The sequence below is a fragment of the Frankia sp. BMG5.23 genome (assembly GCF_000685765.2).
GTDB classification, from domain to species: domain Bacteria; phylum Actinomycetota; class Actinomycetes; order Frankiales; family Frankiaceae; genus Frankia; species Frankia casuarinae.
This window is the reverse complement of sequence record NZ_JDWE01000020.1, coordinates 1-12,898: the sequence shown is the minus strand read 5'-3', so window position 1 is coordinate 12,898 and position 12,898 is coordinate 1. Positions and strand designations below refer to the sequence as shown.

The window sequence follows — 12,898 nt, the reverse complement described above, 5'->3', positions numbered from 1 at the left end:
TCATAAAAAACAAGATCATAAAAGAACAAAGCAACGCTCCCAGCCCCGGTCGGTGGTGCCTGAGTCGCGGCCAGAGTCAAACTCGGGGGTGAGACGCCAGGGTCGAAGGGGCCGTGGCGGGAGCCGGCCGGAGGAGTGGCGTACGTGCGTATCGCGATGTCGCTGGGGTACAGCGGAGGTTTCGAGGAGACCGTCTCGGGGCTCGCCGACTACGAGAAGGCCGGGCTCCAGGTCGTCCAGGTCGCCGAGGCCTACAGCTTCGACGCGGTCAGCCAGCTGGGGTTCCTCGCCGCCCGGACCTCACGCGTCGAGATCGCCTCGGGGATCATGCAGCTCTACACGCGCACCCCGAGCCTCATCGCGATGACCGCCGCGGGCCTCGACTTCGTCTCGCGCGGGCGGTTCACCCTCGGGATCGGCGCGTCGGGGCCGCAGGTCATCGAGGGTTTCCACGGCGTCCCCTACGATGCCCCGCTGGGCCGGACCCGCGAGACCATCGAGATCTGCCGGAAGGTCTGGCGCCGGGAGGTCCTCGAGTACCACGGCCATCACTACGACATCCCGCTCACCGCGGGGCGGGGGACCGGCCTCGGCAAGCCCTTGAAGATCATTAATCGACCGGTGCGGGACCGGATCCCGATCGTGCTGGCCGCGCTCGGTCCGAAGAACGTCGAGCTCGCCGCCGAGCTCGCCGAGGGTTGGATGCCCGCCTTCTACCTGCCGGACAGCGCGGACGAGGTGTGGGGCGAGGCGGTGCGGGCCGGTACGGCCAAGCGGGACCCGGCGCTCGGCACCCTGGACGTCTGGGCCGGGGCGTCCCTGGCCGTCGGCGACGACGTCACCGCGCTGCGCGACACCGACCGGCCGCAGCTCGCGCTGTACATGGGGGGCATGGGCGCGCGGGGCCGCAACTTCTACAACGACCTGGCTCACCGCTACGGCTACGCCGCGGAGGCGAAGCTTGTCCAGGACCTCTACCTCGCGGGTCGTAAGGAGGAAGCCGCCGCCGCGGTGCCGGCCGGCCTGCTGGAGAGGCTCTCCCTGATCGGGCCGCGCGGCTGGGTGGCCGAACGGCTCGCCGTGTTCGCGGAGTCCGGGGTCACGACGCTCGCCGTCAATCCGGTGGCGCCGACGCACCTGGAGCGGGTGCGTCTCATCGAGCAGATCCGCGAGCTCGCCGACGGCCTGTGAGGTGCCGACGGCCCGCGGCGACCCGTGCGGGGCGGCGAGCCGCGGCGGCAATGGAGCCGGGGCGGCCCCGGCGGAACCGCCCTGCCCCTGATGCTGCCCTGCCCCTTGTGCCCTCCTCGACTTGTGCCCTCCTCGACTTGTGCCGTCCTCGACTTGTGCCGTCCTCGGCACATCGTGTGATCAGCTCATGCCGGACGTGGTGAGGTCGTAGACCGTCTGCCCGCCGACCGTGGTGGCGGTGAAATGCGCCGCCACCCAGGCGGCGATCTCGTTGCCAGAGGTGGAGTTCCGCCCCCCGCCCATCCCGGTCCCGCCGGCAACGAAGTAGTGGATCTTGCCTTCGCTGACCCACTGCTCGAACTGCGCCAGCGTCGGTGCCGGGTCGCTGCCGTCCCATCCGCCGATCGCGATGACCGCCTTACCGCTGCTGAGCTCCAGCTCGGCGGCGGTGGTCGCACCGCCGGTGGTGGCGGCAGCCCAGGTCGTGGTGCTCGTCCTGAGCAGCGCGACCAGAGCCGTGCTCCCCGTGCCCCTTGCCACCGGCGAGTCGCTGGAGGAAGCGGAGGAACCGCTGGACGAGCCGCTGGACGAGCTCGGTGGGGTTCCACCCGGAGCGCCGGAGGGCAGGCCGCCGCCCGCCGCGGCCCCGCCCGGCCCACCCCCGGCGCCGCCGGCCGTGGCGGCCACCGCGGGACCGGAGATCGGGATGGAGCCGCTGTGCGGGTTCGCCGCGGTGGCAAGCGCATAGGCCGAGGTGCCTGCCGAGGCGCTGATCACGGTCGCTGCCGCGAGCACGGCGGTGATCCTGGTGAGCCGGGCGGCACCGGCCACCAGCGCGACGGCCACCAGCACGCTCGCCGGGAGGATGATCCAGCGCAGCACGGGCAGCCAGGAGGCCACCCGGTCCAGCAGGACGAAGCCCCACAGCCCGGTCACCGCGATCATCGCGGCCAGGGTGGCGCGGTGCGAGATCCGCGCCCGTCCACGCCAGCACACGGTTCCACCGGACGCGACGAGCGCGGCGACGGCGGGGGCGAGGGCGACCGTGTAGTAGGGGTGGGTGATGCCGCTCATGAAGCTGAACACCAACCCGCTGACCAGCAGCCAACCGCCCCAGAGCACGAGCGCAGCCCGGGTCGGGTCGGTGCGCGGCGTCCGCCGGGTGAACCACAGGCCGGCCACGAGAACGATCAGCGCGGCGGGCAGCAGCCAGGAGATCTCCGCCCCCATGCTCGCCCCGAACAGCCGGGTGATGCCGGTGGCGCCACCGAAACCGGTAGTCATACCCCCACCCCCGCCACCGCTGGCGCCACCACCGGCGGAGCCACCGAAGATGCGGCCGAGGCCGTTGTAGCCGATCGCGAGCTCCAGCAGGCTGTTGTTGGTGGAGCCGCCGATGTAGGGGCGTGACGAGGCCGGCCACAGCTCGACCAGGGCGAGGTACCAGCCGGCCGAGACGACGATCGCGGCCACGGCGCCGGCGAGGTGCGCGAGCCGTCGGCGCAGACCGGTCGGCGCGGCCGTCAGGTACACCAGGCTGAGGGCCGGGACGACCAGGAACGCCTGCGCCATCTTGGTGAGGAAGCCGAAGCCCACGCAGGTGCCGGCCAGCAGCAGCCACCGCAGGCTCGCCCGTTCGGTGGCCCGGACCGTGCAGTAGGCGGCGGCGACGAGCAGCAGCACCAGCAGCGCGTCCGGGTTGTTGAACCGGAACATCAGCACCGCGACCGGGGTCAGCGCGAAGGCGGCGCCGGCGAGCAGGCCAGCGGCGGCACCGGAGGTCCGGCGCACCGTGGCATACAGCAGCCCCACCGCGGCGACGCCCTCCAGCGCCTGCGGTGCCAGCACGGTCCAGCTCGAGAACCCGAAGGCCCGGGCGAACAGACCGGAGACCCACAGCGAGGCCGGCGGTTTATCGACCGTGATGGCGTTGCCGGAGTCCAGCGAGCCGAACAGCAGCGCCTTCCAGCTGTGCGTGGCCGCCTGGGTGGCGGCGGCGTAGAAGCCGTTGCCGTAGCCGGACGCGCTGAGGTCCCACAGGTAGAGGACCGCAGTCGCCGCCAGCAGGGCCAGCAGCGACGGCCGGATCCACGCGGGGTCGCCGGCCGGGCCGCGTACCAGGCGGCCGATCCGGCCGCGGGGCCGGGAAGGCGGGGGCGGACCGGATGGGTGGCCCGCGGGATGCCGCACGGGCACGTCCGCGTCGGGTGCGTTCACGAGGGGGGAAACGATGGTCATCTCGAAGGCCGTCTCGGGACCGGGAAGTACGTCATGGGTAGACGATCGGTCCGGCGGCTTCGCGGATCCTGTGCCCTTACTGTGTGAATCCTGTGCGCTACGCGGATCCTGTGCCTTTACTGTGCGGGCCCCGTGCCCTGTGTTGTGCCTGTCCGGGTGCGGCATGCGCCGAGATGACTCTTACGTCACGGTAGAGTTGTCGGCGTGAGCGGATCGCGGTGGGCGTATCCTGACGGCCCCGCCGTCACCGACGGTCTGACCATCGGTGCCACGCGTGAGCATATCGCGGCGGCTCCAGCGGCGGATCTACCGGCGGCCGATCCGTACCCGTCCCGGTCCCGCGGCCGGATCAACGCGCTGTGGACGATCGTCGACCAGGTCGTGTCCAGTGGCACCAACGCGGCGATCAACTTCATCATCGCCCGCCGGGTCGACCCGACCGAGTTCGGTGCGTTCGCGATTGCCTACACGATCTTCGCGATCGTCGTCGGCCTGTCGCGCGCCGCTGCCACGGCGCCCCTGGGGATCAGCTATGCTGCCGCCGCCCCAGCCGCGTTCCGCACCGCCGCTCGCGCCGCGTCCGGCCTGGCCCTGGTACTCGGTGCCGTCGTGGGCGCCGGCCTGATGGCGGTCGGTGGCGTCCTCAAGGGCGTGGTCGGGACGAACCTGATCGCGATGGGTGTGGTCATGCCGGCCCTGCTGGTGCAGGATGCCTGGCGCTACACGTCGTTCGCCCAGGGACGTCCCCTCCGCGCCGTCGTCAACGATCTCGTCTGGGCTGCCGGGATGGGCGTGGGCATCGTCCTGCTGGCCATCGGCGGGCCGGATGCGGCCGGCGGCGCGCCGGTGATGGTCCTCGTCTGGGGTGCCGCCGCGGCGCTGGCCGTGCTGGTCGGCATCGGGCAGCATCGGGTCTGGCCCGCCCCGCGGCGGGCGCTCGCCTGGTTCACTGGTCACCGCGAGACGACCGGCTTCATGACCGCCGAGTTCGTGACGGTCCAGGGGGCGCAGCAGACGTCGACTCTGATCATCGCCGCGGTCGGCTCGCCGGCGCTCGTCGGTGCTCTGCGCGGTCTGCAGACCCTGCTCGCCCCCACGACGAACCTGGCCGTCGCGTTGATGAGCTTCGCGATCCCCGAGTTCGCCCGCCGCAGGGGTGCCCCGGCCCGTCGGATCATCCGCGCCGCCTACGTCGTGTCCGCGCTGGTAGTCGCCTCCAGCGTGCTGTGGACCCTCATCTTCCTGATCCTCCCCGACGATTTCGGGACGGCCCTGCTGGGCGATACCTGGAGCCAGACCCATGAACTCCTTCTCCTCGCGATGATCGCGCAGGCCGGGCCGGCGCTGGCGGTGGGACCGGCCGCCGTGCTCTACGCCTTCGGCCGGACCAGACTCACCTTCTGGATCAATCTTTTCTTCACGCCCTTCCTGCTCGCCGGCCCGGTCACGGGCCTTCTCCTCGGCGGAGCCAAAGGGGTGATCATCGGTAACATCATTGTGTTCTGGGCGACGATCCCGCCCTGGATTTACCAGCTCCACAAGCAGGCCCATGCCGTCGACCGTGGGTGACCTCCCCGCCCGCGCGGATTCCCGAGCCCGGGCGTGGTACCCGGCGGCGGACGAAGGTGGGGGCCCGGCCGGGGTCATTTCCCTGATCTTGGATCTGGCAGGCATGATGAGCGGGATCTGAACGGCCGGACCGCACCGGGCCGGGCGTGTGAGGCCCTGACCTTCCCCGGGAAGGTACATCGCGGGATCGAGGGGGAGTGGCGACCTATCTGCTCGGCCTTGGTTCCGCGGTGTGTTTCGCGGTGGCCGCGGTGATCCAGCAGCGGGTTGCCTTCCGGGCGCCGCCCGATGACGTCCTGCGGCTGCGGCTGCTGCTGTGGTTGGTGCGGCGACCGTGGTGGGATGTCGGGGTCGCCGTCGCGGTGATCGGCAGTGTGCTGGCCGCGGCGGCGCTGAGCCGGGGCGCGGTGGCCCTCGTCGAATCCCTGCAGATCTGCCAGCTACTGTTCGCCCTGCCGCTCGCCGCCCTGCTGGCGCAGCGGGCGGTGCCGCGCCGCGACTGGGCGGCGGCCGCGGCGACGGCCAGTGGCCTCGTGCTCTTCCTGATCGCCGGAGATCCGCATCCGGGCGATCCGGGGGCCGTCTCGACGTTCGGCTGGGTCCTCGCCGGCGCGGTGGTCGGCGGGCTGGTGTGCGGTGCGGTGTGGGGGACGCGGCGGCTCGCCGCCGCCCGGCGGGCCCCGATGCTGGCCACGGCCGTGGGCCTGCTGTCCGCGACGCAGGCCGCCCTGACCAGCAGCATCGGTCACCTGCTGACCACCCGCGGGATCGATGCGGTCCTGGTGTCCTGGCAGCCCTGGTCGGTCGTGGCCACGGCGATCGTCGGTGCGTTGCTGCTGCAGAGCGCCTACGAGATGGCCCCGCTGCCGGCGTCGCTGCCCGCCGCGGTGAGCAGCGAGCCGCTGGCCGGGGTGGTGATCGGGGTGGCCCTGCTGGGCGGCGACCTGCGGCTGGCGCCCCTCGCGTTGGTCGGTGAGGTGCTCGGCCTGGCCGTGATGGTCACGGGTGTCCGTACGCTGGCGACGTCTCCGCTGATCACCGGGCAGATGTCGCGGCTGGTGGCGAGGCAGGCCCAGGGGCGGCTGTCCCGGCTGGAGGAACAGGTGCACCATGACCTGGAACGGCTGCGCGCCGACCTGCGCCGCAGCCGGCGGGCCGGCGTCCCGGGGCCGGCGTTGCGACGCGCGCGTCGCCGGCTGCGCCGGGACCTCGACCGCATCGGCGCGGAGCTGGCGAGCCTCGTGGACGAACGGCACCGGTTCGACGATCGGATGCGGCCGGTCGCCGGGCAGGTGGGCTCGAACGGGTCCCGATCGGGGGAGCGGGGCCTGCTGGGGGACGACGCCGTGCCGGAAAGGGAACTGCTCGCCGCGCGACGTGCTCTCGACACCCGGGCGGACGAGCTTCGCCGGCGGGCGGATCGACTGCGCGGTGAGGCCGGTGCCGTCCTGGCTCAGAGGAATCATGCGCGATAGTCAGTCGACCGGGACCTGCCCGCGGGCGTGGCCGGGAGCCGAGTATCACCAGCCTCGGCGAGTGAGTGCCAGCGGCGCGCGAGGGCGCGGCCGACCACGAAGATCAGCAGCTCGGTGAGCAGGTGCCAGATGAAGTGCGTGCCGATCGGGAAGGACCCGCAGGCCTCCTCGTCGATCGTGCGGGCGAGCAGGCCTGCCGCGAACACCCCGGCGGCCGTCGCGAAGTCCCGCCAGTACCTGGACCGGTCCTCATGGTGTGACCCGTACAGTGCCACGGTCAGCCCGATCATGAGCAGCAACACCGGCACGTACGGTGCGGAACGGTTGGGGATCTGGCTGCCGAGGAGGGCGATGAACGCGGCGGTCACACAGGCGAACCCGGCCACGCCGGCCAGGCACCACGTCCAAGGCAGCCGGTAGAACCAACGCAGGAAACTTCCGACATAGATGAACACGAACAGGCCGATGGGCGCGATGTCCAGAACCTGGGCCCACCTGGTCGCCAGCGTGTGGAACGCGAAGCTGCCGACCCCGATCAGCACCGCGAGCGGCGGCATGAACGCGACGCTGGCCGGCACGCCGCTATGGCGCCGCAGGAGGCGCCATAGCGCGAACGCCGCGGTGAGATACGCGAGGTTGCTCACCGCGTCGAACTGCCGGACCGCGTTGTACGCCCCGGCCCCGGCGCCTGCCTGGTGCGGCGGCAGGTTGTGGGCGGCGCGGCCGCGGCGAGCGTTGGCCAGATGGCGGCGTTGGCTGTCCCGACCAGCCCGGCGCCCACCAGAAACACGGCGACCGGCGAAGTCAAGCCCTGCTGGCCTACCAAGGGCTGACCTGCGACGCTGTGTCGCTGGGCGGCATGCCAGCGATCAATGGCCCTATCCGCCCAGTCCATTGTGACTACACGCCCTGGCGTGCAAGGCTGCACAGCGATCTTGTGCGACAACCAGGGTTGTCGTTGCAGTGGCGACAACTATGGTTGTCGCATGGCGGACGATGCGCTCATGGCCACGCTCGGCGAGTTGGCGGACGCGAGCGAACGCGCACGGTCGATCGAAGCGGAGATTCGGACACTCGCGGCGCGGGCGGCGGCCGAGGGCGCGAGCTACGGGGACATCGGCCGCGCTCTGGGGATCACGCGGCAAGGAGCGCGCAAGCGGTTCCCGCGCCTGGTCGCCACCCCACCTGTAGCGACAACCTCCGTTGTCGCTACAGCGGCGCCGGCTGGAAGCCGACCCCCGGAGGATCTCATCGGCGGACCGCCAGCCTCGACGCCAGAGGCGACAACCGTCGTTGTCGCGCCCGGGGCGGCGGCAGACTCCGTGGCTCCGGCGAAACGACCGACCGGCAAGCCAGAACGGACACCGGCCCCGTCCGCGCCTCGCACAGGTTCGACAACCACAGTTGTCGAGCGTGCGGGCGCATCCACGGCGGACCGAACCGGCGGCCCGGAGGATGCCGCCGGGCGGCCCGCCACCTCCCGGCGGCAGAAGGCGGCGGACCAGCCGCGTGCGCGGGCAGGCTCGCTGCCGTCCGCGATGGATGCTGCGGTGGCCGCTGTCGCGGCCATGACCGAGGACACCGGATACACCCTGGTACGGATCGAGACCGGCTACCGCGTCCTCGTCGATGGCGTGGAGTCCGGCACCCTGCGCCCCGACTACACGGGCACCACGAGGAACCGGCCGCGCGGATGGCTCCCGAAGGCTCCCGGTCTCGTCTCCGTCTTCCCGCCAGGACGCAGCTACCGGACTCGCGACGAAGCCGTCACGCACCTCCTTGCCGACCTGCGCCACCAGGGGGAGCAGCGGCGAGGCAGGCAGAGGAAGCCGCGGCTATGACCGAAGGTGGGAGTGGTCGGGCAGATGCCGACCGCTCCCACCTCGGGAAGGCGGACGACGGACCGCCTTTGCGGCGCTGAGGTCCGGTCTCGGTCCGCGTGGGAAGTCGGTAGTCGGACTTCGGCTTACCGCGCGGCCAAGGTCCGACTACAGCCCGAGTCCTTGCCGGAGCGCGTCCACGGCGAGGCGTCGGTGGGAGATGGCGTTCTTCTGGTCGCTGGTCATCTCGGCGAAGGTCAGGTTGCCACCGTCCGGCGCGAAAATCGAGTCGTAGCCAAAGCCTCCCTGCCCCCGCCGTTCGGTGGTCAGCACGCCTTGTAGCGTGCCGGTGAAGACGCGGACGCCGTCAGCGTCGGCGTAGCCGAGCGCCGTGGTCACCGTGGCCGTGCGGTCAGTGACCGACGCGGCCATATCGAGCAGACCTTGAGCGCCCACCGAGTCGAGGAACCAGGCGACCAGTGCGCCCGGCAGCCCGTTCCAGGCGCTCAGGGTTAGGCCGGTGTCATCGACTAGCACCGGGCTGTGCAGCTTTGAATAGGCGTCCTCGGCCTTTCGTCGCACCACTTTTTCGACGTCGAGGGACTGAATCTCGATCAGGTCTTCCTTGACGGCCTTGACCTCGATTCCGAGAAGCGCGGCGTACTCCCGGGCCTTCCCTTCGTTGCCGGTGATCAGAGAGACATGGTCGATCATCTTTTCTACCTTCCGCGGGGTCCTGGTTAGTCGTCGATCCGAAGCCAGTGCCGGGAGTAGTCGGTGAGCCGGATGGCGTGTGCGTGATTTGCCGGTAGAAGGCTACCACGTACCGTTACAGCGTCTCCGTCCTGCACCGGCGTGCTGAACTTCCACCACAGCACGTATATTTCGACGATTCCACTGCCGGTTACAAGGTCGAATCGGCGGGGGAAGAGGTTGCTTCTGCTCGCGTTCGTGACGCGGCCAGAGACGGTCACGTGGTCGGCCCGTGGCGTGGGGGCTATCAGCGCGGCGGGCGTCGTTTGTGACCGGTCTCGCACGCGGATTGTGGTGACGACGTCGTTGGAGAGTTGCAGTCCGGTCCACCGTCGCGCGATGATCGACCGGATGGAGTTGTTGTCGTTGCGAAATACCCGTCGGTAGCGCTCGTACTGCTGGATTTGGCGTTCGGCTGTGACGGTGGTGAAACCCAGCCGATCTCGAATACCGGGCAGCTCCTTTCGGAGGACTTCGACGTTGGCCAAGTCTTGGATCACGAAGTCGACGTCTTTACGCACTGTTCCTCTGGGGGTGAGGTGAAGACCGAACATCGATGACCCGAAGATGCCCACCGATTCGGGTCCGACGAGCTTGACCAGTTCCGTGTAGAGGTCGAACCAGACGGTTGAACGGAACGTCTCGACCATTGCGATTGCGGACCGAATCGGGTCGTGATGTTCGGCTACTTCTTGCACCGGGACGAGCGTGTAGGTATCGAGTACGTCCGCTGGCAGTCGTTCGTCTTCGATGAAGTTCTTCCGGTACCGGGCGTTGCGGTAGAATCTGTCGCCTTCTGGATGCGGCGAGTAGACGTTGTATCCGAGAAAATGAGTCCGGCTGTCGAGGTTGCCGAGGACTCGGTAGATCTTGCCGTCCTCGGTTACGACGTGGTCTAGGTCGAGGAGGGCACGTCGGTCGGATTCCACGACCGCCTCCATTCGTCGGCTGTGCTGACTTCGATGTCCTTCCCGCGGGCGTCGGCGATGAGGTAGTCCTGGATCGTGAGCATGAAGGGGATGTTGTCCTGCCATTCTTTGAGCGGGTTGCCGTCCGCTCGGTCTCGGCCCTTCTGGGCTACGCGCTTCCTGAGTTCTTCGGCGGTCCGGACGATCAGTAGCGTTGCGCGTATGTGCGCGGTTCGGTTCTCGTCTCGCAGCGCGGCAATGATCGGGCTGTGAAAGTGCGCTCCCTCGACTACTGCGTCGAATCCGTCGAGGACCAGCTTTCTGACCACTTGCCCGATGGCCGGTGCGATGGCTGCGGCATGATCGGCGAATCCGGTCACGATGTTGTGTTGGGTCGGCGATCCATAGAGTTCCCAGGCGGTGTGCGTCACCTTGGCGAGCACCGGAACGCGTTCGAGGTCCACGTAGGCTCTCTGGACCTCTCTGAGGTAGTCAGTCTGAACGACGGTTCTGATAGCCCGGTGATGCGCGAATGCTACCGCTCCGGTCGACTTCCCAACGCACGGAATACCGTAGACGATGTGGATGGTAGTCTCAGGCGTCGCCATAGCGGTACTTCCTTCCGCAGGCGATGACCTGATCGTATTCATCGCCGGTCAGCCCAGCGAGGCTGAACTCGCTTTCGAGACTCGTGCGGAACAGAACGGGGTCGTCGGTGTTGATGGACACTGGTATGCCGAGTTGGAGTGCAACCCTCGCCGGGCTCGTTCGGTTCCAATCGGCGACTCCCAGCAATGTGTTGCTGGTTGGGCACATGTCGAGACAGATGCCGTTGGCTCGCACGAAGTCCACAAGCGCCTCGTCGTCGAGAAGCAGAACGCCGTGGCCGATCCGGTCGGGTGTGATGCGGGCTAGGACGTAGTGGGAGATCGCGTTGTTGAACAACTCTCCCAGGTGGATGTTTACCTTCATTCCGCCGGTTTGCAGATTCCGCAGAGTCCGAAGATAGCGGTTGAACTTCGGGAGATCGTAGGGCAGAAAATTGAGGTCTACGCCGGCGATGCGGGTCGTCAGGTCATCCTGCTCGGATAGGACGTCAAACAGCGCATCTAGCTGGTCCTGGGTTTTGGTCATGTTCACGCCAGCGAGGAACGTTATGGAAAGAGCGGTACGGTAGGAAAGCTCCTCGCGGAAGATGTCGATGCCGTCACCGGCGCTGTGCATCCATCGCCAGCGGCCTGTGGACGGACCGATGCGGAGGTCAATGTGTTCGATCCGCGACGCCTGCATCTCGTCCAGAAGGCGGCGGACGACTCGGCGGAACGTTGCCTCGGTGAAGATGTCCGCGTCGTCGGTCAGGCTCATGACCGTCTGCCAGAGCAGGGTTAGCCGTTCCGCAGGCGTTGACTGTAGGTAGGCGTCTGTCTCGTATACGCCTCGTAGGTAACCTACCCTCTCGGGTTTCGCGATTTCGAGCGCCCGTAAGGCTGATTCGAAGTGGCAGTGTAGAAGGCTGTGCATGGCTGGTCCCCGTGACCTGATCGAAGTGTCTGCTGTGCGGCCGGCGTCGTGGCGTCAGCGCGGCTGCGGTCTGCTCGGCAGCGTGATCCGTCGAACTTCCTGCGGATGGGTCTGGATCAGGCGCTCGGCTTCCGCCTGGTCGTCGGCCATGACGCAGGTCGCTACGGCATGGATGACGGGCGCGAATGCCTCGATCCCGGAGCGGGCCGCGGACTCTGTAGGGTTAGGTATCAGATGGCTGTTATCGAGGACGGCGTCATAGCGGTGCCTGTCGGTGAACAGGTCGAAACCGTGTCGTCGCTGAAATAGCTGACGGTTGAAACTGTCCTTCTCGTCGAGGAGGGATCTGCACCGATCGGGGCTCGTTCTTCGATCGTACGTATTCGGAAGTCCCGTTGTTGATCTTTTGGGGTGACGGCCTTCGGGGCTGGGTGTGGCCTGATGGTCGTGGTGGGTGATGTTCTGCCGGTCGGGGTGGTTTGCTGCGGTGCGTGACGGTTGTCGAGTCGGGGGCGGGCGCTGCCGCGAGCGGTGAGGTTGCCGAGGGCGCGGCGCTGCTGGCGGAGAACGCCTGGCTGCGGGCCCGGGTCGCGGAGCTGTTGACGGACATCGCCGGGCTGGTCGCGCGGGAGGCGACGCGTGAGGCCGAGGTGGTGGAGCTGCGTCTCCAGCTCGAGGCGTTGCAGGCGGAGCTGGCGACGTTGCGGCGGATGCTGTTCGGCCGGTCGTCGGAACGGGAGTGCGGCGGGTCGCCGGCCGTGGGTTCGCCGGATGGCGGGGACGGTTGTGGCGACGGGGCGCGGGGCGAGGCCGCCGGGTCGGCAGGCCGGCGGCGGGGGCCGGGCGCGCGCTCGGGCCGGCGGAGCTACGACCATCTGTCCCGCGACGAGGTCGACTGCGACTTCGAGGGCGGGGGCTATGGCTGCCTGTCGTGTGGGCAGCCGTTCACGCCGTGGGGCGAGCATGTCGTCGAGCAGCTCGACTGGCTGGTGACGGTGCGGGTTCGGGTGTCGAGGCGGCGCCGGTATCGGCGGGGCTGCCGCTGTGGCGGGTCGTTGACGGTGACCGCGCCGGGACCGTCGAAGGCGATCGGGAAGGGCCTGTTCACGCACCGGTTCCTCGCGATGCTGATCGTGGAGCGCTATGTCGCGGGCCGTTCGCAGAACTCGCTGGTCACCGGGTTGGCCCGGCACGGCGCCCAGCTCTCGCCGGCGACGCTGACCGGGGCGTGCGCCCAGGTCGCGGGCCTGCTCGCCCCACTCGCCGAGCAGATCGTCGGGCGGTCGCGGGGGTCGTGGCACCTGCACGCCGACGAGACGACCTGGCGGGTGTTCACCCCGACCGGCGGCGGCGGGCCGGCCCGCTGGTGGCTGTGGGTGTTCCTGGGGCCGGACAGCGTCTGTTTCGTGATGGACGCGACCCG

At 69.1% G+C, this 12,898-nt stretch carries 12 protein-coding genes; 6 read left to right on the top strand and 6 right to left on the bottom strand.

Annotation, left to right across the window (positions count from 1 at the left end; genetic code table 11):
- Window positions 1-144: 144 nt before the first annotated feature.
- Window positions 145-1,191, top strand: coding sequence for an LLM class F420-dependent oxidoreductase (locus BMG523DRAFT_RS11345; RefSeq protein WP_023840291.1), 1,047 nt, complete (start codon window positions 145-147; stop codon window positions 1,189-1,191).
- 180 nt (window positions 1,192-1,371) lie between these two features.
- On the opposite strand, the gene BMG523DRAFT_RS11340 is transcribed toward BMG523DRAFT_RS11345, so the two are convergent.
- Window positions 1,372-3,429, bottom strand: a complete 2,058-nt coding sequence (locus tag BMG523DRAFT_RS11340; protein ID WP_011436802.1) for a glycosyltransferase family 39 protein — start codon at window positions 3,427-3,429, stop codon at window positions 1,372-1,374.
- Between the two features lie 204 nt (window positions 3,430-3,633).
- On the opposite strand from BMG523DRAFT_RS11340, the gene BMG523DRAFT_RS11335 reads away from it, so the two are divergent.
- On the top strand, window positions 3,634-4,998 hold the full coding sequence (locus tag BMG523DRAFT_RS11335) for a membrane protein (protein WP_011436801.1): 1,365 nt from the start codon (window positions 3,634-3,636) through the stop codon (window positions 4,996-4,998).
- 197 nt (window positions 4,999-5,195) lie between these two features.
- Complete coding sequence (locus tag BMG523DRAFT_RS11330; RefSeq protein ID WP_011436800.1) at window positions 5,196-6,473, top strand: DMT family transporter; 1,278 nt, start codon at window positions 5,196-5,198, stop codon at window positions 6,471-6,473.
- Here BMG523DRAFT_RS11330 and BMG523DRAFT_RS11325 read toward each other — a convergent pair.
- Window positions 6,461-7,117: a ceramidase domain-containing protein gene (locus tag BMG523DRAFT_RS11325; RefSeq protein WP_023840293.1), complete on the bottom strand. Its 657-nt coding sequence runs from the start codon at window positions 7,115-7,117 to the stop codon at window positions 6,461-6,463. The genes BMG523DRAFT_RS11330 and BMG523DRAFT_RS11325 overlap by 13 nt on opposite strands.
- A gap of 342 nt (window positions 7,118-7,459) precedes the next feature.
- On the opposite strand from BMG523DRAFT_RS11325, the gene BMG523DRAFT_RS11320 reads away from it, so the two are divergent.
- Entirely contained in the window at window positions 7,460-8,314 is an 855-nt protein-coding gene (locus tag BMG523DRAFT_RS11320) for a hypothetical protein (protein ID WP_023840294.1), read from the top strand.
- Between the two features lie 147 nt (window positions 8,315-8,461).
- Here BMG523DRAFT_RS11320 and rdgB read toward each other — a convergent pair whose 3' ends face one another.
- Genes rdgB through BMG523DRAFT_RS11300 form a run of 4 tightly spaced genes read right to left on the bottom strand, consistent with a single transcriptional unit; the run spans window position 8,462 to window position 11,475 of the window.
- The gene (rdgB, locus tag BMG523DRAFT_RS11315; RefSeq protein ID WP_011436797.1) at window positions 8,462-9,007 is read right to left on the bottom strand and encodes an RdgB/HAM1 family non-canonical purine NTP pyrophosphatase; all 546 of its coding nucleotides are present in this window, start codon (window positions 9,005-9,007) and stop codon (window positions 8,462-8,464) included.
- A 26-nt stretch (window positions 9,008-9,033) separates the two neighbouring features.
- Window positions 9,034-9,975, bottom strand: a complete 942-nt coding sequence (locus tag BMG523DRAFT_RS11310; RefSeq protein ID WP_023840295.1) for a hypothetical protein — start codon at window positions 9,973-9,975, stop codon at window positions 9,034-9,036.
- Entirely contained in the window at window positions 9,942-10,562 is a 621-nt protein-coding gene (locus tag BMG523DRAFT_RS11305) for a mevalonate-3-phosphate 5-kinase (protein ID WP_011436795.1), read from the bottom strand. The genes BMG523DRAFT_RS11310 and BMG523DRAFT_RS11305 overlap by 34 nt, the downstream gene beginning before the upstream one ends.
- Window positions 10,549-11,475, bottom strand: a complete 927-nt coding sequence (locus tag BMG523DRAFT_RS11300) for an adenosine deaminase (protein WP_011436794.1) — start codon at window positions 11,473-11,475, stop codon at window positions 10,549-10,551. Before BMG523DRAFT_RS11300 ends, BMG523DRAFT_RS11305 begins: the two co-directional genes overlap by 14 nt.
- Before the next feature lie 105 nt (window positions 11,476-11,580).
- Here BMG523DRAFT_RS11300 and BMG523DRAFT_RS25275 point away from each other — a divergent pair, with 105 nt between their 5' ends.
- Both BMG523DRAFT_RS25275 and BMG523DRAFT_RS11290 read left to right on the top strand, forming a co-directional pair.
- The gene (locus BMG523DRAFT_RS25275; RefSeq protein ID WP_043591132.1) at window positions 11,581-11,784 is read left to right on the top strand and encodes a hypothetical protein; all 204 of its coding nucleotides are present in this window, start codon (window positions 11,581-11,583) and stop codon (window positions 11,782-11,784) included.
- Window positions 11,785-11,966: 182 nt separating this feature from the next.
- Window positions 11,967-12,898 (top strand): transposase (locus BMG523DRAFT_RS11290; protein ID WP_235463084.1); only part of this gene is annotated, 932 nt, incomplete at its 3' end.

Excerpts from the sequence above, each read along its gene's own strand:
- BMG523DRAFT_RS11300 (WP_011436794.1), bottom strand. The coding sequence starts at position 11,475 with ATGCACAGCCTTCTACACTGCCACTTCGAATCAGCCTTACGGGCGCTC.
- BMG523DRAFT_RS11320 (WP_023840294.1), top strand. The coding sequence starts at position 7,460 with ATGGCGGACGATGCGCTCATGGCCACGCTCGGCGAGTTGGCGGACGCG.
- BMG523DRAFT_RS11340 (WP_011436802.1), bottom strand. The coding sequence starts at position 3,429 with ATGACCATCGTTTCCCCCCTCGTGAACGCACCCGACGCGGACGTGCCC.
- BMG523DRAFT_RS11305 (WP_011436795.1), bottom strand. The coding sequence starts at position 10,562 with ATGGCGACGCCTGAGACTACCATCCACATCGTCTACGGTATTCCGTGC.
- rdgB (WP_011436797.1), bottom strand. The coding sequence starts at position 9,007 with ATGATCGACCATGTCTCTCTGATCACCGGCAACGAAGGGAAGGCCCGG.
- BMG523DRAFT_RS25275 (WP_043591132.1), top strand. The coding sequence starts at position 11,581 with ATGGGTCTGGATCAGGCGCTCGGCTTCCGCCTGGTCGTCGGCCATGAC.